Annotated in this window: 19 protein-coding genes; 12 read left to right on the forward strand and 7 right to left on the reverse strand. The window is 67.2% G+C overall.

The window, feature by feature from the left end:
• Positions 1–71: 71 nt before the first annotated feature.
• The gene (gene eno / locus G5A46_RS14200) at positions 72–1,349 is read left to right on the forward strand and encodes a phosphopyruvate hydratase (protein ID WP_163850384.1); all 1,278 of its coding nucleotides are present in this window, start codon (positions 72–74) and stop codon (positions 1,347–1,349) included.
• A gap of 260 nt (positions 1,350–1,609) precedes the next feature.
• Positions 1,610–2,668 carry a serine hydrolase domain-containing protein gene (locus G5A46_RS14205; protein WP_163850386.1) on the forward strand — a complete coding sequence of 353 codons (1,059 nt, stop codon included), beginning with the start codon at positions 1,610–1,612 and terminating at the stop codon, positions 2,666–2,668.
• Positions 2,669–2,991: 323 nt separating this feature from the next.
• Here G5A46_RS14205 and pgi read toward each other — a convergent pair whose 3' ends face one another.
• From pgi to G5A46_RS14225, 4 genes are all read right to left on the reverse strand, one after another.
• Complete coding sequence (gene pgi, locus G5A46_RS14210; protein ID WP_163850388.1) at positions 2,992–4,611, reverse strand: glucose-6-phosphate isomerase; 1,620 nt, start codon at positions 4,609–4,611, stop codon at positions 2,992–2,994.
• 83 nt (positions 4,612–4,694) lie between these two features.
• Positions 4,695–5,366 (reverse strand): 6-phosphogluconolactonase, encoded by a 672-nt coding sequence (gene pgl, locus G5A46_RS14215; RefSeq protein WP_163850390.1) that lies wholly within the window; start codon positions 5,364–5,366, stop codon positions 4,695–4,697.
• Complete coding sequence (gene zwf, locus G5A46_RS14220) at positions 5,363–6,817, reverse strand: glucose-6-phosphate dehydrogenase (RefSeq protein WP_163850392.1); 1,455 nt, start codon at positions 6,815–6,817, stop codon at positions 5,363–5,365. The genes pgl and zwf overlap by 4 nt, the downstream gene beginning before the upstream one ends.
• 117 nt (positions 6,818–6,934) lie before the next feature.
• A complete protein-coding gene (locus G5A46_RS14225) occupies positions 6,935–8,056 on the reverse strand; it encodes an anhydro-N-acetylmuramic acid kinase (RefSeq protein ID WP_163850394.1) in 1,122 nt (373 codons plus the stop codon).
• 64 nt (positions 8,057–8,120) lie between these two features.
• On the opposite strand from G5A46_RS14225, the gene tyrS reads away from it, so the two are divergent.
• Positions 8,121–9,374, forward strand: a complete 1,254-nt coding sequence (gene tyrS / locus G5A46_RS14230) for a tyrosine--tRNA ligase (RefSeq protein WP_163850395.1) — start codon at positions 8,121–8,123, stop codon at positions 9,372–9,374.
• Between the two features lie 255 nt (positions 9,375–9,629).
• Positions 9,630–11,468 (forward strand): SurA N-terminal domain-containing protein, encoded by a 1,839-nt coding sequence (locus G5A46_RS14235; protein ID WP_239520923.1) that lies wholly within the window; start codon positions 9,630–9,632, stop codon positions 11,466–11,468.
• A 152-nt stretch (positions 11,469–11,620) separates the two neighbouring features.
• Here G5A46_RS14235 and G5A46_RS14240 read toward each other — a convergent pair whose 3' ends face one another.
• On the reverse strand, positions 11,621–13,252 hold the full coding sequence (locus tag G5A46_RS14240) for a divergent polysaccharide deacteylase family protein (protein ID WP_163850397.1): 1,632 nt from the start codon (positions 13,250–13,252) through the stop codon (positions 11,621–11,623).
• 343 nt (positions 13,253–13,595) lie between these two features.
• On the opposite strand from G5A46_RS14240, the gene trpD reads away from it, so the two are divergent.
• From trpD to lexA, 6 genes are all read left to right on the forward strand, one after another.
• Positions 13,596–14,612, forward strand: a complete 1,017-nt coding sequence (gene trpD, locus G5A46_RS14245) for an anthranilate phosphoribosyltransferase (RefSeq protein WP_163850399.1) — start codon at positions 13,596–13,598, stop codon at positions 14,610–14,612.
• Positions 14,613–14,618: 6 nt separating this feature from the next.
• A complete protein-coding gene (locus G5A46_RS14250) occupies positions 14,619–15,287 on the forward strand; it encodes a uracil-DNA glycosylase (protein WP_163850401.1) in 669 nt (222 codons plus the stop codon).
• Positions 15,284–16,099, forward strand: a complete 816-nt coding sequence (gene trpC, locus G5A46_RS14255) for an indole-3-glycerol phosphate synthase TrpC (protein ID WP_163850403.1) — start codon at positions 15,284–15,286, stop codon at positions 16,097–16,099. The genes G5A46_RS14250 and trpC overlap by 4 nt, the downstream gene beginning before the upstream one ends.
• Complete coding sequence (gene moaC, locus G5A46_RS14260) at positions 16,099–16,572, forward strand: cyclic pyranopterin monophosphate synthase MoaC (protein WP_275585268.1); 474 nt, start codon at positions 16,099–16,101, stop codon at positions 16,570–16,572. Before trpC ends, moaC begins: the two co-directional genes overlap by 1 nt.
• On the forward strand, positions 16,569–17,741 hold the full coding sequence (locus G5A46_RS14265) for a molybdopterin molybdotransferase MoeA (protein ID WP_163850405.1): 1,173 nt from the start codon (positions 16,569–16,571) through the stop codon (positions 17,739–17,741). The genes moaC and G5A46_RS14265 overlap by 4 nt, the downstream gene beginning before the upstream one ends.
• A 92-nt stretch (positions 17,742–17,833) precedes the next feature.
• The gene (gene lexA, locus G5A46_RS14270) at positions 17,834–18,535 is read left to right on the forward strand and encodes a transcriptional repressor LexA (protein ID WP_163850407.1); all 702 of its coding nucleotides are present in this window, start codon (positions 17,834–17,836) and stop codon (positions 18,533–18,535) included.
• Positions 18,536–18,567: 32 nt separating this feature from the next.
• On the opposite strand, the gene G5A46_RS14275 is transcribed toward lexA, so the two are convergent.
• Entirely contained in the window at positions 18,568–20,646 is a 2,079-nt protein-coding gene (locus tag G5A46_RS14275) for a ComEC/Rec2 family competence protein (protein ID WP_163850409.1), read from the reverse strand.
• Positions 20,647–20,724: 78 nt separating this feature from the next.
• Here G5A46_RS14275 and gltX point away from each other — a divergent pair, with 78 nt between their 5' ends.
• Positions 20,725–22,137, forward strand: a complete 1,413-nt coding sequence (gltX, locus tag G5A46_RS14280) for a glutamate--tRNA ligase (protein ID WP_163850411.1) — start codon at positions 20,725–20,727, stop codon at positions 22,135–22,137.
• Between the two features lie 81 nt (positions 22,138–22,218).
• Positions 22,219–23,514, forward strand: a complete 1,296-nt coding sequence (gene gltA, locus G5A46_RS14285; RefSeq protein ID WP_163850413.1) for a citrate synthase — start codon at positions 22,219–22,221, stop codon at positions 23,512–23,514.
• Positions 23,515–23,622: 108 nt separating this feature from the next.
• Here the strand turns inward: gltA and G5A46_RS14290 are convergent, their stop codons facing one another.
• The gene (locus tag G5A46_RS14290; protein ID WP_163850415.1) at positions 23,623–24,402 is read right to left on the reverse strand and encodes an enoyl-CoA hydratase-related protein; all 780 of its coding nucleotides are present in this window, start codon (positions 24,400–24,402) and stop codon (positions 23,623–23,625) included.
• Positions 24,403–24,480 lie beyond the last annotated feature (78 nt).

Below are 24,480 nucleotides of genomic sequence, written 5' to 3' on the forward strand. Positions count from 1 at the left end.
TCCCACCCTTCCCAAGCCGCGCAAGCCCCCGTACAACGCGGGCAAAATCCATTCCGGCGAAGGACCACCCCATGAGCACAATTGTCGATATCCACGCCCGCGAAATCCTCGACAGCCGGGGCAATCCCACGGTCGAGGTCGATGTCATGCTGGAGGACGGCACCCTGGGCCGCGCCGCCGTGCCTTCGGGCGCCAGCACCGGCGCCTACGAGGCGGTGGAGAAACGCGACGGCGACAGCGCCCGCTACGCCGGCAAGGGCGTGCTGGAGGCCGTCGCCGCCGTCAATGGCGAGATCGCGGAAACGCTGGTCGGGTTCGACGCCACGGAACAGGTCGCCGTCGACATGGCGATGATCGAGCTGGACGGCACCGACAACAAGGCCCGGCTGGGCGCCAATGCCATCCTCGGCGTCTCCCTGGCCACGGCCAAGGCGGCGGCGGATTTCACCGCCCAGCCGCTTTACCGCTATGTCGGGGGCACCTCGGCGCGGGTGCTGCCGGTGCCGATGATGAACATCATCAACGGCGGCGAACATGCCGACAACCCGATCGACATTCAGGAATTCATGATCATGCCCGTCGCGGCAGAGAACATCCGCGAGGCCGTGCGCATGGGCGCCGAGGTCTTCCATGTCCTGAAGAAAGAACTTTCGGCCGCCGGCATGTCCACCGGGCTGGGCGACGAGGGCGGATTTGCCCCCGAGATCGAAAGCAGCCGCGCCGCGTTGGATTTCATCCTGAAATCCATCGAGAAGGCCGGCTATCGCCCCGGAGAGGATATTCACCTGGCGCTGGATTGCGCCGCGACCGAATATTACCGCGATGGCAAATACGTCCTGTCCGGCGAGGGGCTGACCTTCACCGCCGAGGAAAACGCGCAATATCTTGCCGGGCTTGTCGCAGATTATCCGATCATCTCGATCGAGGACGGCATGTCCGAAGACGACTGGGAGGGCTGGAAGGCGCTGACCGACCTGCTGGGCGACAAGGTGCAGCTGGTGGGAGATGACCTTTTCGTCACCAACCCGGCGCGGCTGGCCGATGGCATCACGCGGGGCTGCGCGAATTCCATGCTGGTCAAGGTCAACCAGATCGGCACCCTGACAGAGACGTTGCAGGCCGTCGATATGGCCCATCGCGCGCGCTATACCAACGTCATGTCGCATCGCTCCGGCGAGACGGAGGATGCCACCATCGCCGATCTGGCGGTGGCCACGAATTGCGGTCAGATCAAGACCGGTTCGCTGGCGCGGTCCGACCGGCTGGCCAAGTACAACCAGCTGATCCGGATCGAGGAATTGCTGGGCGAGACGGCGGAATATGCCGGCCGCGCCATCCTGCGCGGCTAAGCCTGCGCGCCCTTGCCGGTCAGCCGCAAAGCCGGCAGGGGCACCCCCGGCCCGAGGTTCAGGGCCGCTGACCCCGCGCCGAATGGTGGGGGAGGTTGTCGCGGCAACGCTGCCCCCAAAGGCCCCGGACCCCGGTCAGGCGCTCCTTCGCCCACGACCGCCTGCCCCCGCCCGCACGCCCCGGCCCAGCCCGGCCCGGTCACGGGCGAAGGCCCTTTCGCAGGATACCGCCTGCACCCGCCGTCCAAAGGGCCCTGGACATGCCATCGCAAACCACCCGCCTTCGCCGCATGATGGCCCCCTACGAGGGGCCGGGACACCGCGTCGTTGCCTTCGCCCTGCACCGCGACGCCAGCCAGACGATCCTTGCCGGCGCGGAGATGCCCGGGGTGCCCTGCGAAGACCTGATCTTTGAAATCGGCTCCATCACCAAGGTGTTCACCGCGATCCTGCTGTGTCTGCTGGTGGAGGAAGGCAAGATCGACCCCGCAGCGCCCCTGCGCGAGATCTCGGACGATTTGCACGACGTGCCGGACTGGATCACCCCGGCGCGCCTGACTTCCCACACCAGCGGCCTGCCGCGCATTCACGTGCCGATCTGGAAAGCGCTGATCCACCCCTTGCCCGCCGATCCCTATGCCGAATTCTCCCGTGCCGATCTGTTCGACTGGATCCGCACATGGCCCGGCACGGACCCCGGATCGAAGCGCCGCCATGCCTATTCGAACCTCGGTGTCGGCCTGCTGGGCGAGGCGATGGCCCTGTGTGAAGGGCAACCCTTTGTCGATCTGCTGGCGGACAGGATCCTGCGCCCCCTTGCCCTGCGCGATACCACCAGCCGTCTGGATGCCCAGCAGACCGCGCGGTTCATGCAACCCCGGACCACCCGGGGGGCACCAGTCCCGCCCTGGACCTTCGATGCGATGGCCGCTGCGGGGTGCCTGCGGTCGACCGCAGGGGATCTGGCGCGGTTTTCCAGGGCGGTCCTGCGGGCGCTGGAAGGGGCGGAAACGCCGCTTGACCGGGCGATCTGCCGATCTGCCGTGCCGATCGTCGGGCTGGGGTTTCGGGGCAATCCCGACAGGTCGGCGCAATGCGCCGGCTGGTTGTCCTGGCGGCCCGACAGCCAATCGCCGCGGCTGATTTACCACGATGGCGGGACCGCAGGATCAACCTGCGCGATCTGCCTGTGCCCAGAGAAATCGGGCGCCCTGGCGGTCCTGTCCAACAATGGCGTCTCCGCGAACCTTCGGGCCGCCGCCAGGCTGAGCTGGTCAAACCCGCTGCGCCAGGCGCAGGATCATTTCGCCGCCCTCTGACTCGGCCAGCGGTGCATCGCGAACCGGGTGACAGGCGAAAGGCGGCAGGCGACGAGCAGCGGGCGGCCAGGCACTGCGGTTCACGCCGCCAGCAAGCGACAGCAGCCACGACCTGTGAAAAAAATTCACCGATGGTGAAACTTCTCCCGCGACCCACCGTGTATACGCGGTGGCAAGGTGGCCGGTTTCGCTGCCCTACGCGCCATTCTGCTGTCTCCTGGGCCGTTGCCTGGACGGATGGCGCGTCCCTCGCGGCTGACGGCCTTTCCCCAAGGTGCGTTCAATACGCGGTCGCGAGGGGCCTCCCGCCTTGCACTGCGGCGTCAGGCGTCGGTTTCCTCGGCTTGCATGTCGTGCAATTCGCTGATCAGCCCGAGGGTCGAGCCGTCCTTGCCCTGCGCCGCCGCCGCACCGGTAACCATCGGAGCCAGGGACAAGGCCAGTTCCTTGCCCAGCTCCACCCCCCATTGGTCGAAGGAATTGATCCCCAGGATCACCCCCTCCGCAAACACGCGATGTTCATAAAGCGCCACGATCTGACCCAGCCGGTAGGGCGTCAGCAGCGGATAGAGCAGCGTGGTCGAGGGCCGGTTGCCGGGAAAGACGCGATGGGCGGCCTGGCGGTCCAGTTCTGCGCCCTGCAACCCGCGTTCGGCCATCATCCGGCGCGTCTCCGTCAGCGGGCGGCCCCGCATCAACGCCTCGGACTGCGCCAGGCAATTTGCGACCAGCAGGTCATGCTGATGTGCCAGATCGGGCTCGTGCCCGCGTGCGCCGACAAGGAATTCGCAGGGAATGACCCGCGTGCCCTGGTGGATCAGCTGATAAAAGGCATGTTGCCCGTTGGTCCCCGGCTCTCCCCAGACGACGGGGCCGGAATGGTGGCCCAGCTCCTTGCCCTGCATCGACACGCGCTTGCCGTTGCTTTCCATCTCCAACTGCTGGAGATAGGCGGGCAGCCGCAGCAGGCGTTGTTCATAAGGCAGCACCGCGCGGGTGGCATGGCCCAGCACCTGGTTGTGCCAGATCCCGACCAGCGCCAGCATCAGCGGCATGTTGTGCAGCGGATCGGCATCGCGGAAATGGCGGTCCATGCTCTGCGCGCCGCGCAGCATCTGGCCGAAGCCCTCGGCGCCGATGGCGATCATCAGCGACAGGCCGATCGGTCCCCACATGGAATACCGCCCGCCGACCCAATCCGCAAAGCCGAAGACGCGGTCCGGCGCGATGCCCCATTCCGCCGTCTTGTCCGACGCGGTGGAAAGCGCGGCGAATTGCGCCGCCGGGTCGGTGACCTTGCGCGCCATCCAGTCGCGGGCGGTCTGCGCGTTGGTCATCGTCTCGATGGTGGTGAAGGTCTTGGAGGCCACGATCACCAGCGTCGTCGCGGGGTCCAGCGATGCCAGCACGTCATGCACATGGGCGCCATCGACGTTTGACACGAAATGCACCCGTGGCCCGTCACAATAGGGACGCAGCGCCTGGCAGGCCATCGCCGGTCCCAGGTCCGAGCCGCCGATGCCGATATTGACCACGTCGGTGATGCGCCCGCCCTGCCCCTTGATCCGGCCGGTGCGCAGATCCTCGGCAAAGGTTTCCATGCGATCGAGGGTGGCATGCACCTGCGGCATCACGTCGGTGCCGTCCACCAGGACCGGCCCGCCATCCAGGTTGCGCAAGGCGGTGTGCAGGACGGCGCGGCCCTCCGTCTCGTTGATGGCGGCGCCCTTGAACATCGCGGCGCGGCGCCCGGCCAGATCGGCCTCAGACGCCAGGGCGATCAGGGCATTGCGGGTGTCGGCGTCGATATTGGTCTTGGAATAGTCAAAGACCAGCCCGTCAAAGCGGACCGAGTAGCTTTCGAACCTGTCGGACGCCTCGAACAGGGTGGAAATGGCGCGGTCACCGCTTTGCGCGCCTAGGCGGTTCAATCTGTCCCACATGGGCGGTAATCCTTGTCTGGTCTCGTCCGGCCTTGTCTGGTCCGGGAAAATCTCCGGCGGTATCGGTTCTGTCTCGTCCGGCCCTATTCCGCCCAGTGAACAATCGCCCCGTCAAGAAGCGCGGCAATCGGCGCCTCTTCGGGCGGCAGATCGCGCGCGGCCTCCAGGGCCCGGCGTTTTTCCGCGCCGGTGATCAGGATATGAGTGGACAGCGCGCCGCGCAGGGCCTCGGCCGACAGGGTGATCCGGGCCTCCGGCAGGTCGGGCGCGCGCATCGGCAGCAGCAGCGGCGCGCGCGGAGCCAGCGCATCCGCCAGCCGGTCCGCGCCGGGAAAGAGCGAGGCGGTGTGCATGTCCGCGCCCATTCCCAGCAGCAGCACGTCCAGCGGCAGATGCGGCGCCAGGTCCGCGGCCAGACCGTCCAGCGCGTCCTCGGGCGTGGCGGTATCGGCACGGATCGACAGCAGGGTGGCGGCGGCGGCATGGCCGGTCAGCAGGCGGCGGCGCAGCATGGCGGTGTTGGATCGCTCCGACGTCTCGGGCACCCAGCGTTCGTCGTTCAGCACCACGTCGACCCGATCCCAATCCAGTCGCACGGCGGTGAGCGCGTCGAAGATCGGTCCGGGCGTCGACCCGCCGGGCACGCAGAAGGTCACGCGATCCTCGTGGCGCAGCGCGGCGCCAAGTTCCGAGGTCAGCACATCCGACAGGTCCAGCGCCAGCGCGTCGCGATCGGGGTATTCAATCAGGTTCATGGCCGGATCTCCCGCCAGCGCCGGCCATCGCGATGCATCAGCATCAGGGCGTCCTCCGGACCGGAGGAACCCGATTCGTAGGCTTGCGGCCGATCGCCCCGTGCCTCCCACGCGGCGATCAGGGGATCGGTCCAGGCCCAGGCGGCTTCTACCTCGTCGCCGCGCATGAACAGGGTCTGGTTGCCGCGCACCACGTCCATGATCAGGCGCTCATAGGCGTCCGGCACGTCCTCGCCGTCGGGGCCAAGGGCATCGGCAAAGGTCATGTCCAGGGGCACGTCGATCAGGCGCATCCCCCCCGGTCCCGGCTCCTTGATCGTCACCCCAAGGTCCATGCCTTCATTCGGTTGCAGGCGGATGGTCAGGATGTTGCGGTGCCGGCCGCCGTCGTCTTCAAAGATCGAATGCGGCGTTTCCTTGAACACCACCGCGATTTCAGAGGTCCGCGCCCGCAGCCGCTTGCCGGTGCGCAGGTAGAACGGTGTGCCGGCCCATCGCCAATTGCTGATCCCCAGTTTCAGCGCGATGAAGCTTTCGGTGCGGCTGGTCTGATCGTCGACATGTTCCAGGTATCCGGGCTTCTCGGCCTCTGCCAGGTACTGACCGCGCACGATGTCCTCGGCGCGCACCGCGTCCAGCGCGCGGATGACCTTGAGCTTCTCGTCGCGCACGGCGTCTGGGTCGAACTTGGCCGGCGGCTCCATCGCGATCAGGCACAGCAGCTGCATCAGGTGGTTCTGCACCATGTCCCGCATGGCGCCCGACTTGTCGTAATATTCGCCACGCCCGCCCACGCCGACGGTCTCGGCGACGGTGATCTGGATGTGGTCGACATATTGCGAGTTCCACAAAGGTTCGAACAGCATGTTGCCGAAGCGGACCGCCATCAGGTTCTGCACCGTCTCCTTGCCCAGGTAGTGGTCGATCCGGTAGATCTGGCTTTCGTCGAAATGTTGCGCCAGCGTGACGTTCAGTGCCCGCGCGCTGTCCAGGTCACGGCCAAAAGGCTTTTCCACCACGATCCGGGTATCGCTGTCGGCCATGCCGTGCTGGTGCAGCCGTTCGGCCAGCGGCCCGAACAGGCTGGGCCCGACGGAGAAATAGAAGGCGCGCACCCGGTCGGGTTGCATCAGCCCGGCCAGTTCCGACCAGCCGGTGTCCCCCATCGCGTCGATCTGCACAAAGGAGATGCTGTCCAGAAAGGCGTCCAGCGTTCCGGTCTCGCAGCTGCGGCCCGCGTTGAATTCGGCGATCGCCTCCGCGACGAAGCGCCGGTATTCGGCAGTGGTATGTTCCGACCGCGCCGCGCCGATGATGCGGGCGCCGTCCTCCATCTGGCCGGCGCAGAAGCGGCGAAACAGGGCCGGCAGGATCTTGCGCCGGGCCAGGTCGCCGGTGCCGCCGAATATGACAAGGTCGAAGGATTCAACCGGGATGACGCGCGATACCATGGTGGGCTCCCTCTGGATCGGGGTGCGAAAGTCGCGCGCACCATAGCAGATCGCGGCCTCATCACAATGTCGAATGTTAGCGGTAACGCGACTTTCGCCCTCCCCGGCGGTGCGCTGTCATACCGTCGCGGCGCCGCGCGGGCGGCTGACCGTGCCGCCGCCCACCGCCATGCGCACACCCGTGGTGCTGGCGCAGGATGTCGGCAGGCCGCGCATCACCCGTACCGCCAGGTAGGCAAAGGCCTGCGCCTCCAGCATGTCGCCGTCCAGGCCCACGGCCTCCACCGGTTCGACCGGACAATCCAGAGTGGCGCGCAGCATCTCCATCAGCACCGGGTTCATCCGCCCGCCGCCCGTCACCAGCATCCGCGCCGGCGGGCTGGGGCAATGGTCCATGCCGCGCAGGACAGAGGCCGCCGCCATGCCCGTCAGGGTTGCGGCGGCGTCGGCATCGCCCAGCTCTCCCACCAGGCCGACCATGTCGCCAAAGGAATTCCGGTCCAGCGATTTCGGCGGCATCCGGGAGAAATAGGGATCGTCGAGGAACAGCTCCAACGCGCCTTCGACCACTTCCCCCTCGGCGGCCAGGGCACCGTCACGGTCGAAGGCCTGGCCGCGCCGCGTCTGCATCAGATCGTTCAACGGCGCATTGGCCGGCCCGGTGTCAAAGGCCAGCAATGCGCCCTCGGCCTCGGGGCGCGGGATGCGCGGATCGACCCAGGTCAGATTGCCCACCCCACCCATGTTCAGGAACGCCAGCGGCGCATCGGCACCGATATGGCGCGCGCAGGCATGGTGGAAGAACGGCGCCAGCGGCGCGCCCTCGCCCCCCAGCTCCATGTCGGCCGAGCGGAAATCCCACACCACCCGACGGCCCAGCCGGTCAGCCAGCGCCTGGCCATCGCCCAGCTGATGGGTGCCCCGCCCGCGCGGCTGATGGGCCAGCGTCTGACCGTGAAAGCCGATCACATCGACCTCCGGGAACCGCGACAGCAGGGCGGCGTGGGCCTCCATCACCACCTGGGACGCGGCCTCCACATCGTCCTCCGGCCATAGACCCAGGGCGGCGCGCAGCACGGCGCGCTCGGCCTCCGTATAGGGTCGGTAATCGCTGCCGCCGAACCCCAGGATGCGGTGGCCGTCGGTCTCCACCACGGCGGCATCAACCCCGTCCAGCGAGGTGCCCGACATCGCGCCCAGGGCAAGAACCGGGGTCTCTTTGCTTTGCGTCTTCCGCATGGTCTTTCCCTTTAACCGACCGGCCCTTATACAGTGCCGCGCAACCTCTATCTGGACAAGTGACATGACCTACCATCCCAAATCAGACTTCATGGGCGTGATGATCGAGCGCGGCTTCATGGCCGATTGCACCGATTATCAAGGCCTCGACGAGGCACTGATCGCGGGAATCGTGCCCGCCTATATCGGCTATGACGCGACGGCGAAATCCCTGCACGTGGGACATTTGCTGAACATCATGCTGCTGCGCTGGTTCCAGAAGACCGGGCACAAGCCGATCACCCTGATGGGTGGCGGCACGACCAAGGTGGGCGATCCCTCCTTCCGCAGCGAGGAACGGCCCCTGCTGACCCCCGACGCGATCGACGCCAATATCGACGGGATGAAACAGGTCTTTGCCAAATACCTGGATTACGGCGACGGGCCCGGCGATGCGCTGATGCTGAACAATGCCGAATGGCTGGACGGGCTGAACTACCTGGATTTCCTGCGCGACATCGGGCGCCATTTCAGCGTCAACCGGATGCTGTCCTTCGAATCCGTCAAATCGCGCCTCGACCGGGAACAGTCGCTGTCCTTCCTGGAATTCAACTACATGATCCTCCAGGCTTACGATTTTCTGGAACTGAACCGCCGCTACGGCTGCCGGTTGCAGATGGGCGGATCGGACCAATGGGGCAACATCGTCAACGGGATCGACCTGACGCGCCGGGTGCTGGACAACCAGATCTTCGGCGCCACGACGCCGCTGTTGACCACGTCGGACGGCAAGAAGATGGGCAAAAGCGCCGGCGGCGCGATCTGGTTGAACGGCGACATGCTGTCGGTCTTTGATTTCTGGCAATTCTGGCGCAACACCACCGATGCCGATGTGGGCCGGTTCCTGAAGCTTTATACCGAACTGCCCGTAGACGAATGCGAGCGGCTAGGCGCTCTGGGCGGGGCGGAGGTCAACGCGGCCAAGATCATCCTGGCCCGCGAAGTCACTACGCTTTGCCACGGCGCCGCCGCCGCCGAAGCCGCCGAAGCCACCGCCCGCGAGGTGTTCGAGAAGGGCGGCATAGGGGATGACCTTCCCACCCTCGCCCTGAGCGCCGCCGACCTGGGCGACGGCATTTCGGTGGTGCAGCTGCTGGTGCGCTCCGGCCTGGCCAAGACTGGCAAGGAGGCCAAGCGACTGATCGCCGACAACGGCGCCCGGATGGACGACGCGCCGCTGACCGATGCGGGCCTGGTGCTGGATCGCGCCACGCTGTCGGCGCCGGTGAAACTGTCCGCCGGCAAGAAACGCCACGCGCTGGTGCGCCTGGCCGACTGATCCCCGCGGACCGCGTGCGCCGCGGCCCCGCACCGGGCCGCCCCCCCTGCCGGGGGGCGGCCTTTGCGCAGCGCGCCCCCGGCCTGCCGCCTGCCAGCCGGGCCGGAACCGATGCGCCAACGCCCCGGCCCGTCCTGCCCCAACCGCCCCACGGTTTCGTGACGGCCCAGCCCTGGCGGCGCGCCCTTGCTCCGCTGCGCGCTGCCGACTAGACAGAACCAGATGCGCGGACCCCCCGCGCCAAGGGAGACTTACATGGCCAAGAAGAAGCGGTCGAACATGGCGGCCTATGCCCTTCTGGGGTTTCTGGTGCTGGCACTGGGCGGGTTCGGCGCCACCAATTTCACCGGCACGGTCCGCAACATCGGCACGGTCGGTGACAAGGACATCCGCGTCGACAGCTATGCCCGCGCCGTTCAGGAAGAACTGCGCGCGGTGCAGGCCCAGACCGGGCAGACGCTGACTTTCGAGCAGGCGCAGCAATTCGGGCTGAGCGAGGGCGTCATCGCCCGGCTGGTCAACGATCGCGCCCTGGATGTGGAGGCCGACCGCATGGGCATCTCCATCGGCGATGCCACGCTGGGCCAGCAGATCCGCGACATCCCCGCGTTTCAGTCTCCCGATGGCGCCTTTGACCGCGAAACCTACCGCTTCGCGCTTGATCGCGCGGGTCTGAGCGAAGAGACCTTCGAGGCCGATCTGCGCGACGAGACGACCCGTACCCTGCTTCAGGCTGCCGTCACCTCGGGGATCGTGATGCCGCAGACCTATGCCGACACGCTGGCCGATTACGTCGGTGAACGCCGCAGCGTGACCTTTGCCCGGATGGGACCGTCCGATCTGGATGCGCCACTGCCCACCCCCGACGAAGAAACCCTGCGTGCCTATCACCAGGACAACATCGCCGATTTCACCCTGCCGGAGCAGAAACGGATCACCCATGTCTGGCTGACCCCCGACATGCTGCTGGGCGAGGTCGAGGTTTCCGAAGACGACGTGACCGCCCAATACGAGGCGCGCCTTGCCGAATTCCAACGTCCCGAACGGCGTCTGGTCGAACGATTGGTCTTCGCCGACCAGGATGCCGCCGACGCGGCGATGGCCCGCATCCAGTCCGGTGACGCCGATTTCGACGACCTGGTGGAAGGGCGCGGCCTGGATCTGGCCGATGTGGATCTGGGCGACGTGACCCAGGGCGCGCTTGGCGCTGCCGGCGATGTCGTCTTTGCCGCCGAGGGCAACAGCGTCGTCGGCCCCGCGCCCAGCGATCTTGGCCCGGCGCTCTATCGCATCAACGGCATCCTGGAAGCCGAGATCACGGACGAGGCCACCGCCCGCGAAAAGATCCGCAGCGAACTGGCCCTGCTGTCTGCCGAACGCGCAGTGGACGCGGCGATGGAACCGGTGGAGGATCTGCTGGCGGGCGGCGCGACGTTGGAAGAAGTCGCACAGGACACGCCCCTGCGGCTGGAAACCATCGACTGGTTCGAAGGTGTCTCCACCGGGATCGCGGCAGAGCCGGGCTTTGACGCCGCCGCCGACGCCCTGACAGCCGAAGATTATCCCGAGCTGATGCAACTGCAGGGCGGCGCCCTGCTGGCGATGCGCCTGGACGAGGTTCTGCCCCCCGCGCCGCAACCCTTCGAGGAGGTCCGCGACCGCCTGGAAACCGCCTGGGAAGCGTCGGAGACCGACCGCCTGCTGACCGCCAAGGCCGAGGAAATGCTGCCGCGCCTGCGCGAAGGCGCAACCTTCGCCGGCGCCGGCCTGTCCCCCACCAGCGAGGAGATCACCCGCCGGGGCGCGATTGCCGGCACGCCCAACGGCTTCGTCGACACGATCTTCGAGATGGCGCCGGGAGAGATCCGCGTCACCAGCGGGTTCGGCGCGGTGCTGATCGTGCGGCTGGACGGAATCAGCGGACCCGATGCCGAGGATGCAACCATTGCCCAGATGCGCGAGAACCTGCGCAACCAGGCCAGCGCTTCGGTCGCGCGGGATCTGTTCGCCAATTACTCCGTCCTGCTGCGCGACAATGCCGGGATCAGGCTGGACCAGGAAGCGATCAACGCGGTGCATGCGAACCTGCAATAAGGCCGACGCCTTTTCGCGACACCGCCGTTCACCATGAAAAAGGCCGCGCTTTCGGGCGCGGCCTTCTGCCATTTCATGTCTTGTTTCCGGGCCGGCACTTTGCCGTCGATGCCGAGGATCGAGGCAGTGAACCCCAGACAGTCGGAGCCGGGTCAGCCGCCTTGCGCATCCGACGCCGACGCGCGGCCCTCCGGACGCAGAACGGCGCTCACCGGCACCAGCGCGACGCGGCTGGCGCGGTCGGCCAGCCCCCAGACCAACAGCGCAGATACCGTCTCGGGCCGCAGACGGCCAACCATGACGACGCCGCCCTCCTGCCCTGCCTTGAACGCGCCGTGGTCCAGGAACCGCGACACAACCGTCGCCTCCTGCCCGTTGGCGTCCAGGTCGCGGAACACGGTCGCGGACGGCACGCCCAGACGGCTGGCGAATTTCACCCCGGCATCCAGCCCCTGCGGATACAGCAGCAGCCCATAGCCCGCATCCGACAGCGCCCGCGCCAATTGTTCGTTCTGGTCGCGACTGTCCTGCAATCCGGCATCGGGCGATTCCATCACCCCCACCACCTGCGGCATGCGGCGGAACCATTCCTGGGCCGCGACCTCGGTATCCTGGGCGGTGGCGCCTTCGGGCAGGCCGGCCAGGGCCAGCACCTCGAACCCGGCGGCGCGATAGGCACGCATCGCCTCCGCCGCGTCGGGGCGGGCGACATCGACGGCAAAGGTCAGCGGATAGGGGAAACTTCCGAGCGCCTCCGCGCCAATGCCCTCCGGGCCGTCGTCGATCAGCACGATGGCCATGCGGGGGCGGCCGTCATCCGCCTCCGCCGGTTCGGAATTGGCGATGAAGGGCGGCACCGGCCCGGCCCCGGACGCGTCCGCGGGCGCGTCGGTAAAGCGTCGGGCGGGCTGTCCGGGCAGGCTGGCGCCCCCCCCGCCTGCCCGCGCCACGGCGGGCGGCGGTGTGGCGGCTTCACCGGCGTTGTCAGTCGGTGAAGCTTCTTCGGGCGGGTCCGTCGCAATGTCGGACGCGGTTTCGCCCTCTGTGGACTCGGGCGCTGCTTCGGGCGTGTCGCGGATCACCTCCTGCGCGTCCTCCGCCATGGGTTGATCCGCAGCGCCAACCGCGCCGGGCGCGGCTTCGGGCGAAACGGGTTCCACCGGTGAGGATGGCAGCGCGGCCTGGGGCGCGGCCACACCGGGCGCGGTCGCCAGCGCGGACAATTCACCGGCGGGAAAACCCGCGCTGTCGCCCCTGTCATCGCTCGGCGTCGGCGGCACGGCGGGGCCGTCCCCGGCGGGATCAGGACCAGAGGCAGCGGCGGTGGCAGTCGGGGCGATGGCGCTGGTCGTCACATCGGGCCGGGCATCGCCGCGCGGCGCGGTGGGCACCGCGGATTGCGGCGCGGGCTGGACCGGCGTGTCGGGCGCCGGCGCCTGGCCCGGGGCGGCACTGTCCGATGGCTCCTGTGCCAACGCCGTCTCCGCCTGCCCCGTTTCCGGCACGGCAGCGGTGCGCGTCGCGTCCAGGTCCAGCCCCAGCCCGTCGGGGCGGGGCGCGACGGATCGCGAAGCGTCGCGCTGCTCGGGCTGGGCGCCGGTGGCCTGCGGCAACCGCGCGTCCACCGCCCCGACATCGCCAGCGCCCCCGGCGGCGGGCTGATCCGGCGCGGGCGCCTGTGGCACCTCTCCCCCCGGCAGCGGTTCGTTCAACGAGATGAATCCCAGCGTCGCGGTCGAGACGAAAAGCCCCGATATGATGCCCGAGAGGAAACCGCGTGCCATTGCCTGCCCTTTCTTCATCGGCCCGGCACGCTTGCTGCCCGGCCTGTTGTCCCTGCCCGCGCGCGGCACTCTGTCGTGCCTCGCCCGGCTTGCCCCCCATGATCCCCGACCGGAATACCCTGTCCCGGCCAGTTCCGACACCCCGCCTCTTGACGCTGGCGGCGCGACACGGGCAAACAGAGCCCGGCCCGATTGCCTGGCCGAGACGGGACGGATTGCCTAGGCTTGTCCCGGTCTCGACTGGCCCGGCCTCGCCCGGCCTGCCAGGCGCACCCTGTCAAACGGGCGCCTGGCGGGAGTATAAGAACCATATCCGCCCTCGGGAAGAGGCAGGGGAGCATCCATGTCCGAAACCATCAAACCCTTGATCGCCCAGGCGGCGGACCGGCCATTGACCCGGGCAGAGGCCGAAAGCGCCTTCGAGATCCTGTTCAACGGCGAGGCGACGCCCAGTCAGATCGGCGGACTGCTGATGGCCCTGCGCACACGCGGTGAAACGGTCGACGAATACGCCGCCGCCGCCGCCGTGATGCGCGCCCGCTGCACCGCAGTGACCGCGCCGGCCGATGCGATGGACATCGTCGGCACCGGTGGCGACGGCAAGGGCACTTTGAACATCTCGACCGCCACCGCCTTTGTCGTGGCGGGCGCGGGCGTGCCGGTGGCCAAGCACGGCAACCGCAACCTGTCGTCGAAATCCGGCGCCGCCGATGCCCTGGGCCAGATGGGGATCAACGTCATGGTCGGCCCCCGTGTGGTCGAACGGGCATTGGCAGAGGCCGGCATCGCCTTCATGATGGCGCCGATGCATCACCCGGCGATGGCCCATGTCGGTCCCGTCCGGGCAGAGCTGGGCACACGCACGATCTTCAACATTCTCGGCCCTCTGACCAACCCCGCCGGGGTGACCCGCCAGCTGACCGGCGCCTTTTCCCGCGACCTGATCCGCCCGATGGCGGAGACGCTGTTGACCCTGGGGTCCGACCGGGCCTGGCTGGTGCATGGCTCCGACGGCACGGACGAGCTGGCGATTTCCGGCGTCAGTTGGGTCTGCGCCGTGGCGGACGGCACCCTGCGGGAGTTCGAACTGCACCCCGAGGATGCTGGCCTGTCGCCCCATCCGTTCGAGGAGATCCTGGGCGGCACGCCAGAGCAGAACGGCCAGGCGTTCCGCGCCCTGCTGGACGGGGCGCGCACCGCCTATCGCGATGCCGTGCTGCTGAATTCCGCCGCCGCGCTGACCATCGCGGGCAAGGCACGGGATCTGAAGGACGGCGCCGAACAGGCCGCCCACAGCATCGACAGCGGCGCCGCCCGCGACCGGGTTGCCGCGCTGGCGCGGATCACCTCCGAAGGATAGGCCACCGTGACCGATGCCCTGCGGGACCGGATCGGCGACTGGGCCGACCTGCCGTTCTTTACCGAGGATTACCCGGCTATCGCGCGCCGTCTGGCAGCGGAGGGCCAGCCCGTCTTTCCGCCCGAACCGCAGCGGCTGGCGGCACTGGAACTGACGCCGCGCGCCGCCACCCGCGTGGTGATCCTGGGCCAGGACCCCTATCCCACGGCGGGCCATGCCCATGGGCTGGCCTTTTCGGCGGAGCCGCATGTCCGCCCCCTGCCCCGAAGTTTGGGAAATATTTTCAAAGAGTTGCAATCCGATCTTGATGCAGCTCCGGACAACGGTGACCTGCGTTTCTGGGCCCGCCAGGGCGTGCTGTTGCTGAATACCGCATTGACGGTGCCGGAAGGTGACGCGGGCGGCCACACCCGATACGGCTGGGACCGGCTGACCCGGCAGGTGCTTGGCGCGCTGTCCGACCGGCCCCGCGCCTTCGTGCTGTGGGGGGCCAAGGCTCAGGCCTTCGCCCCCGAGATCACCGGCGCGGATCACCTGATCCTGCGCAGCGCGCATCCCTCGCCCCTGTCGGCGCGGCGCGGGTTTTTTGGCTCCCGCCCATTTTCAACCCTCAACAACTGGCTTACAGCAAGGAGGGAGCAGCCGATCAACTGGACCCACCCGGAGGGCGCATGACCGAGACCGTTCTGGACCGCATCAAGGCCTACAAGCTGGAAGAGATTGCCGCCGCCAAGGCCGCGAAACCGCTCGACGTGGTGGCGACGGAGGCCCAGAACGCCCCCGCGATCCGCCCCTTTGCCGACGCCCTGCACGAAGCCGCCCGCGAGGGTTACGGCCTGATCGCGGAAGTGAAGAAAGCAAGCCCGTCCAAAGGCTTGATCCGGGAGGATTTCGATCCTGCCGCGATCGCCAGCGCCTATGCCGCTGCTGGCGCCGCCTGCCTTTCGGTGTTGACTGATACCCCCTCGTTCCAGGGCGCGCCCGACTTCCTGATCACCGCGCGGGAGGCCTGCGACCTGCCGGTGCTGCGCAAGGATTTCATGTATGACCCCTACCAGGTGACGGAGGCGCGCGCGCTTGGCGCCGATTGCATCCTGATCATCCTGGCCTCCGTCTCCGATGCCCAGGCGGCGGAACTCGAAGCCGCCGCGCACGAATGGGGCATGGACGCTCTGCTGGAGGTCCACAACCGCGAGGAACTGGAGCGCGCCGCCCAGCTCGACAGCCGCTTGATCGGCATCAACAACCGCAACCTGCACAATTTCGAAACCAGCCTGGACACCACCCGTGACCTGGCCCGCCGTGTCCCCGAAGACCGCATCATCATCTCCGAAAGCGGGCTGTCCACGCCGCAAGATCTGGCTGACATGGCGCAATATGGCGCCCGCTGCTTCCTGATTGGCGAAAGCCTGATGCGTCAGGACGACGTGGAGGCCGCCACCCGCAAACTGCTGGCCCGCAGCGCACGCCCGGCGGGATCACTCTGATGGCGCTGACACATTTCGACGGCAAGGGCGATGCCCATATGGTCGATGTCTCGGACAAACCCGTGACCGCACGGATCGCCACCGCCCAGGGCTGGGTGAAGATGCGCCCCGAGACCTTGCAGATGATCACTGACGGTCAGGCCGGAAAAGGCGATGTGGCCGCCGTCGCGCGCCTGGCCGGGATCATGGGCGCAAAGAAAACGCCGGACCTGATCCCGCTGTGCCACCCCCTGCCGGTGACCAAGGCAGCGGTGGAGATCACTCCGGATCCCGAGCTGCCCGGCCTGCGGATCGAGGCCAGTGTGAAGACCTCCGGTCAGACCGGGGTGGAGATGGAGGCCCTGACTGCCGTATCCATCGCCGCGCTGACGATCTATGACATGGTCAAGGCCGTCGACCGTGCGATGGAAATCGGAGGCATCCGGGTTTCCCTCAAAGACGGCGGGAAATCAGGCCGTTACGTAGCGGAATGATCCCGGTTTCCCAAGCCCTCGACGCGCTGTTCGAACTCGTCGCGCCGCTCCCCTCCGAAGAAATACCGCTGCGTGCCGCCGCTGGACGGGTGCTGGCCGCTCCGGTCCGGGCCTGGCGTGCGCAGCCGCCGTTCTCCGCCTCCGCCATGGATGGCTACGCAGTGGCGGACCCCGATCCCATCCCCGGCACGCAGTTCAACATCATCGGCGAAAGCGCTGCAGGACATGGATTTTCCGGCAGTATCGGGGGAAATCAGGCGGTGCGTATCTTTACCGGCGCGCCAATTCCCCAGGGCACCGCCCGCGTCATCATTCAAGAAGACATGAGCCGCGAGGGTGATGGTGTTACATTGGTGCAAGACTTAAGTCAGAACATCAATATCCGCCCTCAGGGGTCTGATTTTCCATCAGATTTCACCTTTCCCGCGCCATGTCTCCTGGGGCCGTCGGAAATCGCGCTTCTGGCCTCCATGAACGCGGCGCGGGTGCAGGTCACACGCGCGCCGGAGGTCGCCTTGATCTCTACCGGGGACGAGCTGGTCAACCCCGGCGACAGCCCCGGCCCGGACCAGATCATCGCATCGAACACCTACGGGCTGGACGCAATGCTGCGCGCCATGGGCACCCGCGTTCGCCTGTTGCCCATCGCCCGCGACAGCCGCGACAGCCTGCGCGCCACCTTTGACCTGGCGCGAGGGGCAGACCTGGTGATCACCATAGGCGGCGCCTCCGTCGGCGATCATGATCTGGTCGGCGCGGTTGCGACGGAACTCGGCATGAAGCAGAGCTTCTACAAGGTCGCCATGCGTCCGGGCAAACCGCTGATGGCCGGGCGCATGGGGACGGCAGCCATGATCGGCCTGCCCGGCAATCCCGTCTCTGCCATGGTATGCGGGCATGTCTTCGTGGCCCCGGTGATCCGCGCGTTGCAAGGCCTGCCCGCAGCCCCCGCGCCCCGTCGCCGCGCGCCGCTGGGCACCGCGATGCCTGCAAATGGTTCGCGGGAACATTACTTGCGCGCCAGCCTGACCGCAGGCGGGATCCTGCCCGAATCCCGTCAGGACAGCGCGCTATTGTCGGTGCTGGCGCGATCCGACGCGCTGATCCTGCGCCCGCCCGATGCGCCAGCGGCACCGGAGGGGACCGTGGTGGAGTACATCCCGATCTGACCAGCTATGCAAGTATCCACTCTCGCGCTATTGACACAAAAAGGGAACATGAGTAGAACAAAATCGGACGCAATAGCGGCGGAGCAAGGCAGATGCTGACGAAGAAACAACTAGATCTCCTTGAATTCATTCACAAAAGGATGCAGCGGGACGGTGTCCCCCCTTCTTTCGACGAGATGAAGGAGGCGCTGGACCTCCGCTCAAAATCGGGGATTCACCGGCTGATCACGGCGCTGGAGGAACGTGGGTTCATCCGCCGGCTTGCCCATCGCGCCCGCGCGATCGAGATCGTGAAGCTACCCGACGGGTTCAACCAGAAATTCGGCGGCTTCTCTCCCCGCGTGATCGACGGCGACCGGTCGGAGCCCGCCTCGCGGCCGCGCGACGCCCAGCCGGTGGAGGCCGCGCAGGCGCAAAGCCTGTCGGTCATGGGCAAGATTGCCGCTGGCGTCCCGATCGAGGCGATCAACCAGATGACGCGCAATGTCGCCGTGCCCGCCGACATGCTGTCGGCGCGCGGTAGCCATTACGCGCTGGAGGTCAGCGGCGATTCGATGGTGGAGGCCGGGATCAACAATGGCGACGTGGTCGTTATTCGGGAGACGGAGGTGGCCGATGACGGTGATATCGTCGTCGCCCTGGTGGAGGACCAGGAAGCCACCCTGAAAAAGATCTACCGCAAGGGCGGCACCGTCGAACTGGTCGCCGCCAATCCCGCCTACCCGCCCCGCCTTCTGCCTGCGGATCGGGTCCGGGTTCAGGGGCGGTTGGTCGGCCTGATTCGCACCTATTGACAGATCCGGCCGCCACGCGTTCGCCGGGGGGATCACGGCAGCATCGCCCCGATGTCCATCGCCAAGGGATGCCAAAGGCCGGGGGTATTCCAGAACCTGCGCCCGGTCACCGATTGCGCAGTGATCATGCGCCATCCCTGATCTGAAGTGGCGATACCCGTCGGTTCGGCCGCCCCCGCGCCTGCCGGCCACAGGGCGATCGCTCCGGTCTGGCGCAGACTGTCAGGGTCGAGGATCGTGCAGCCGCGCAGCCCCTCGGGCGCGGGGTGGTTCAGCACCAGGATCGTCCCGGCGGCGCATCCGGTCAGTTCGGCCACCGCGCGTTTGCCGGTGACGTGGATCACCGGGCTGCGACCGGGGCGGCGGGCAGCGGCCTCCTCCTGGCTTGCCGGATCGCCATCGTTCTCCAGCCAGACGCTGGCGATGAACCCGGCGCCGCGTGGCCGGCTGAGCGCACGGCCCTCTCCGGTCATCACTCCAACCAGCCCACCGCTGTCCGCGATCAGGATCGGGGGGCGCGCGGGGCCCACCCAGGCCAGCAGCGCCAGCCCCATCGGGGCCAGCCCCAGCCATCGTCCCGGTCCGCGCCACAGGATCAGCATCAGCGCCCCCGCCGACAGCGTCGTGAGTGCCCAGCCCGGTGGCGATGGCACCATCTGCCGCGCGCCCTCCCATCCCGAGACGCCGCGCGCGACGAACAGGATCCAATCCAATCCCACCCCCATGACGGCCAGCGGCAGCGCCTCCAACCCCAAGGGCATCAGGCAGGCGCTGACCACAGCGGCGGGGATCACCACCAGCCCCATCAAAGGGACAGAGGACAGATTCGCGGCCAACCCATAGGGCGAGACCTGATTGAAATGCGCCGCCCCGAATGGCGCGGTCGCAGCCCCCGCCACGGCGGAGGAGATCAACAGACTGGCCACCGCCCAGACCCAGCCGCGCCCCCGCATCCGCCCGCGCAAGGCGCCGAACACCGCCACCAGCCCCAGCGTCGCGGCAAAGGACATCTGGAACCCCGGGGACAACAAGGCCTCCGGGCGCAGGAACAGCACGATCAATGCCGCGATCGCCACTGACCGCAGGGACATCGCGCGCCGCCGGGCCATCACCGCGATCAGCGCCACCGCCACCATGACAAAGGCCCGTTCTGTCGCGACATTTCCGCCCGACAGCGCCAGGTAGCCTGCCGCTGCCGCCAGTGCGACGCCGGCCGACAGCGCCTTGACCGGCCAACGCAGCGCGATACGTTCCGGCAGTACCAGCGCCAACCGCATGGCGCCAAAGACAAATCCGGCCAACAACCCCATGTGCAGGCCCGAGATCGCCAGCAGATGCGCCAGGTTCGACACGCGCAGCGCCTCCAGCGTGGCCGGCGCCATGGCGGAGCGGTCTCCGGTCATCACAGCCGCGGCAAACGCCCCGGTTTCCCCTGGCAAAGCCCCCGTGACCCGCGCCGACAATGCCAGACGGGCACGAAACACCAACGCCTCCGCCCCCTGGGGCGGGGCGTGGGCCATCAACGGCACACGCGTGTAACCGACGGCGCCCAGCCGCAGGAACCAGGCGTGGCGTTGAAAGTCGAAGCCCCCGGGCTCCACCGGGCCGCCGGGGGGCGAGAGATGCCCGGTTGTCATCACCCGCTTGCCCGGTTCGGGCCGGGTGCCTTGCGGACCGCGCAACGAGACCCGGACCCGGCGCGGCACCGGCCAACGCGCGCGGTCCGGCAGGCGCACTCGGTCCAGGGTCACGCGCAGCGCGTCGGAGGCGGAGCGGTCGAGTCCCACGATCCTCCCTTCGATCGTCCCGTAGTACCGACCCTCCAGCACCGGCGCGCCGACCATGCGCGCCCGTCCGCCCGCCAGCGACAGCCCCGCTGCCAGCAACGTCAGTGCCCACAGCAGCGGCCCGGCCACCGCGCCTGCGCGCAGCGCCAGCGCAGCCAGCCCCAGGGCCACGCAGGCCAGTCCCGCCAGCCAGCCGATGCCCGGTTCCGCGCCCAGCAGGAAATAGACCCCGATGCCGGTACCCAGACAGACCGGCGCCCAACCGAACAGCGCACCGCGCTGCGCAATCAGGATCGCCGCCGCAACTTCGCCCAAGCGCCGCACTTGTCACCCCTTCCTCGGGCCGATAGACAATGCCCGACCCTATCCGGGGACAGGTTAAACGAAGGTTAGGATCCCTCCTTGGCAGAACAGATTGTCACCCGTTTCGCACCCTCTCCCACGGGATACCTGCATATCGGCGGGGCGCGGACGGCGCTTTTCAACTGGTTGTTCGCGCGCGGACGCGGCGGCCGCTTCCTGCTCAGGATCGAGGATACGGACCACGAACGGTCCACCCCACAGGCCACCCAGGCAATCATCGACGGCCTGGCCTGGCTCGGCCTCGACCACGACGGAGAGATCGTCAGCCAGGCCGCGCGCGCCGACCGGCACCGCGCCGTCGCGCTGGAGCTGCTGGAAGCGGGCGCAGCCTACAAATGCTTTTCCACGCAGGAAGAAATTCAGGCGTTCCGCGATGCGGCCAAGGCAGAGGGGCGCTCGACGTTGTTCCGCTCCCCTTGGCGGGATACGAATCCGTCGGACCATCCGGACGCCCCCTATGCCCTGCGCCTGAAGGCCCCGCGCGACGGCGAGACTCTGATCGCCGACCAGGTGCAGGGAGACGTGCGAATCCGCAACGACCAGCTGGATGACATGATTCTGCTGCGGTCGGACGGCAGCCCGGTCTACATGCTGGCCGTGGTGGTGGATGACCATGACATGGGCGTCACCCACGTGATCCGCGGTGACGACCACCTGAACAATGCCGCGCGGCAGATGGGGATCTACCAGGCGATGGGCTGGCCCCTGCCCGTCTACGCCCATATCCCGCTGATTCACGGGCCCGACGGCAAGAAATTGTCCAAACGCCACGGCGCGCTTGGGGTCGAGGAATATCGCGACATGGGCTATCCGGCCGCCGGGATGCGCAATTATCTGGCCCGCCTGGGGTGGAGCCATGGCGATGACGAGGTGTTCACCGACACCCAGGCGCAGGATTGGTTCGGCTTTGACGGGATGGGCAAGTCACCCGCGCGGTTCGATTTCAAGAAACTGGAGAATATCTGTGGCCATCACATGGCGGCTGCGGAAGATGCTGCACTGCTGCATGAGTTGGAGGCATGGCTGACCGCGACGGGCCGTGACGCCCTGTCCGATGGGAAAAAATCGCTGCTGGCCCAGGCCATGCCGCTGTTGAAAGAACGCGCGAAGACCTTCCCGGAAGTCATTGAAAAAGCGGCATTTGTCCTGACAGATCGCCCCATCGTGGCAGAAGAGAAAGCCGCCAAACACCTGGACGACAACGCCCGACAGATGCTGTCAGAATTGACGCCGCGCTTGCAAAATGCTAGCTGGAACCGGTCGGAATTGGAGGAAACTCTGAACGGCTTCGCCGAAGGGCAAGGTGTGAAATTCGGGAAACTGGCGGGTCCGCTTCGGGCCGCACTCGCAGGACGGGCCGCCACCCCTAGCGTATTCGATATGTTGCTGGTTCTCGGGCGGGAGGAGTCGATCCTTCGCATCGCGGATGCAGCGACGGCGGCAGGTGCCTGAGGCACCCCGCCCCGTGAGAAAAAAGGGGCGCCCGGCCGGGAAACCGGCCCAAGGCGCGGGAACGAAGGAAGGTTTGATTTCATGGCAGACGCGAACAAAACGGCAACCCTGACGATCGGAGGCGCAAATTACGAGCTGCCGATCCTGTCCCCGACCGAAGGCCCCGACGTGATCGATATCCGCAAGCTTTACGCGCAGGCGGATGTGTTCACCTATGATCCGGGCTTCACCTCCACCGCTTCGTGCGACAGCGAGATCACCTTTATCGACGGCGACAAGGGCGAGCTGCTGCACCGCGGCTACCCGATCGACCAGCTGGCCAGCAAATCGCATTATCTGGAAGTGTGCTACCTGCTGCTGTATGGTGAACTCCCCTCCCCCGCGCAGCTGGAAGATTTCGAAAGCCGCGTGACCAATCACACCATGGTGCATGAACAGATGCACCGTTTCTTCACCGGGTTCCGCCGCGATGCGCATCCGATGGCGATCATGGTGGGCGTGGTCGGCGCCATGTCGGCCTTCTACCACGACAGCACCGATATCTCCGATCCCTGGCAGCGCGAAGTGGCCTCCATCCGGTTGATCGCCAAGATGCCGACGATCGCCGCGATGGCCTACAAGTACACGATCGGCCAGCCCTTCGTGTATCCGCGCAACGATCTGGACTATGCGTCCAACTTCCTGCGCATGTGCTTTGCCGTTCCGGCCGAGGATTACACCCCCAACCCGGTGCTGAGCCGCGCGATGGACCGGATCTTCACGCTGCATGCGGATCACGAGCAGAACGCCTCCACCTCCACGGTGCGGCTGGCGTCGTCCTCCGGGGCGAACCCCTTTGCCTGTATCGCGGCGGGCATCGCCTGTCTCTGGGGTCCGGCCCATGGTGGCGCCAACCAGGCCTGCCTTGAAATGCTGCGCGAAATCGGGACCGTCGACCAGATCCCCGAATACATCCGCCGTGCCAAGGACAAGAACGATCCCTTCCGCCTGATGGGCTTTGGTCACCGCGTCTACAAGAACTTCGACCCCCGGGCGAAGGTCATGAAGGAAAGCGCGGACGAGGTTCTGGACCTGCTGGGGATCGAGGACAACCCGACCCTACAGGTGGCAAAAGAGCTGGAGAAACAGGCGCTTCAGGACGATTACTTCGTCGACAAGAAGCTGTTCCCGAATGTCGATTTCTATTCCGGCATCATCCTCGAGGCGATGGGCTTCCCCACCGCGATGTTCACCCCGATCTTCGCCATGTCGCGAACCATCGGCTGGATCTCGCAGTGGAAAGAGATGATCGAGGATCCGGCGATGAAGATCGGCCGCCCGCGCCAGCTGTACACCGGTGCCGGTGCCCGCGATTACGTGGATGTGGAAAACCGCTAAGGCGGGACCACCTTCCGGAAAATGCAAACGGCAGGCCCTGGGGCCTGCCGTTTTTCGTTCCGGATCAGAGGACGGACAGGGATCGCCCCGGATGCCCCTGCGGCGCGGTCAGCGCCCTTCGAAATGCGGCGGGCGTTTTTCAAGGAAAGCGACCACGCCTTCCTTGAAATCGCGGGATTGACCGCAATCTCCCTGGCGCTTGCCTTCATCATCAAGCTGCGCGGCCAGCGTGTTTTCCCAGCTTCCCCGGATCGATTCGCGGATATGGCGGTAGGCCAGCGTCGGCCCCTTGGCCAGGTGCAGCGCGCGCGCCTGCCAGCGGTCGGCAAAGCTGTCGTCGGCGACCGCCTCCCAGATCAGCCCCCATTCATCGGCCTGGCGGGCGCTGATCTTGTCGGCGAACAGCGCCGCGCCCATCGCCTTGGCCTGGCCCATCAGCCGCGGCATGGTCCAGGTGCCACCCGCGTCGGGGATCAAGCCGATCCGGCTGAACGCCTGAAGGAAATAGGCGCTTTCCGCCGCAATCACCACATCGCAGCACAGCGCAAGGTTGGCCCCGGCCCCGGCGGCGGCACCGTTGACGGCGGCGATGGTGGGCACGGGGCTGTCGACGATGGCGCGGATCATCGGCTGGTATTCGTCGCGCAGCGTGCGTTCCAGATCAGGGTTGGACACATCGCGCCGGTCGGTCAGGTCCTGGCCCGAGCAGAAAGCCCGGCCCTGTGCTGTCAGAACGATCACCCGTGCCTCCGCCCCGGCGCGGCGCACGGCATCGGTAAGTTCCGCCCGCATCTGGGTGTTCAGCGCGTTCATAACGTCGGGCCGGTTCAGGGTGATCACCGCGATACCGCTGTCGGCAATGTCCAGAGTGATGGTGTCGTAGTTCATGGCGCCTCTCCTCGTCGTCACGTCGCCGATGTGGCGATTTGTCCGTCAGCAGACCCCGACGCCGCCGCCAGGTAAACC

Source organism: Pseudooceanicola aestuarii (assembly GCF_010614805.1).
GTDB classification, from domain to species: Bacteria; Pseudomonadota; Alphaproteobacteria; order Rhodobacterales; family Rhodobacteraceae; genus Pseudooceanicola; species Pseudooceanicola aestuarii.

Bases quoted from the DNA above. Each gene is read 5' to 3' on its own strand.
- G5A46_RS14290 (WP_163850415.1), bottom strand. From the start codon at position 24,402: ATGAACTACGACACCATCACTCTGGACATTGCCGACAGCGGTATCGCG.
- G5A46_RS14225 (WP_163850394.1), bottom strand. From the start codon at position 8,056: ATGCGGAAGACGCAAAGCAAAGAGACCCCGGTTCTTGCCCTGGGCGCG.
- moaC (WP_275585268.1), top strand. From the start codon at position 16,099: ATGGCGCTGACACATTTCGACGGCAAGGGCGATGCCCATATGGTCGAT.
- zwf (WP_163850392.1), bottom strand. From the start codon at position 6,817: ATGGTATCGCGCGTCATCCCGGTTGAATCCTTCGACCTTGTCATATTC.
- G5A46_RS14235 (WP_239520923.1), top strand. From the start codon at position 9,630: ATGGCCAAGAAGAAGCGGTCGAACATGGCGGCCTATGCCCTTCTGGGG.
- trpD (WP_163850399.1), top strand. From the start codon at position 13,596: ATGTCCGAAACCATCAAACCCTTGATCGCCCAGGCGGCGGACCGGCCA.
- G5A46_RS14240 (WP_163850397.1), bottom strand. From the start codon at position 13,252: ATGGCACGCGGTTTCCTCTCGGGCATCATATCGGGGCTTTTCGTCTCG.
- lexA (WP_163850407.1), top strand. From the start codon at position 17,834: ATGCTGACGAAGAAACAACTAGATCTCCTTGAATTCATTCACAAAAGG.
- pgl (WP_163850390.1), bottom strand. From the start codon at position 5,366: ATGAACCTGATTGAATACCCCGATCGCGACGCGCTGGCGCTGGACCTG.
- G5A46_RS14265 (WP_163850405.1), top strand. From the start codon at position 16,569: ATGATCCCGGTTTCCCAAGCCCTCGACGCGCTGTTCGAACTCGTCGCG.
- trpC (WP_163850403.1), top strand. From the start codon at position 15,284: ATGACCGAGACCGTTCTGGACCGCATCAAGGCCTACAAGCTGGAAGAG.
- tyrS (WP_163850395.1), top strand. From the start codon at position 8,121: ATGACCTACCATCCCAAATCAGACTTCATGGGCGTGATGATCGAGCGC.
- pgi (WP_163850388.1), bottom strand. From the start codon at position 4,611: ATGTGGGACAGATTGAACCGCCTAGGCGCGCAAAGCGGTGACCGCGCC.
- G5A46_RS14205 (WP_163850386.1), top strand. From the start codon at position 1,610: ATGCCATCGCAAACCACCCGCCTTCGCCGCATGATGGCCCCCTACGAG.
- eno (WP_163850384.1), top strand. From the start codon at position 72: ATGAGCACAATTGTCGATATCCACGCCCGCGAAATCCTCGACAGCCGG.
- gltA (WP_163850413.1), top strand. From the start codon at position 22,219: ATGGCAGACGCGAACAAAACGGCAACCCTGACGATCGGAGGCGCAAAT.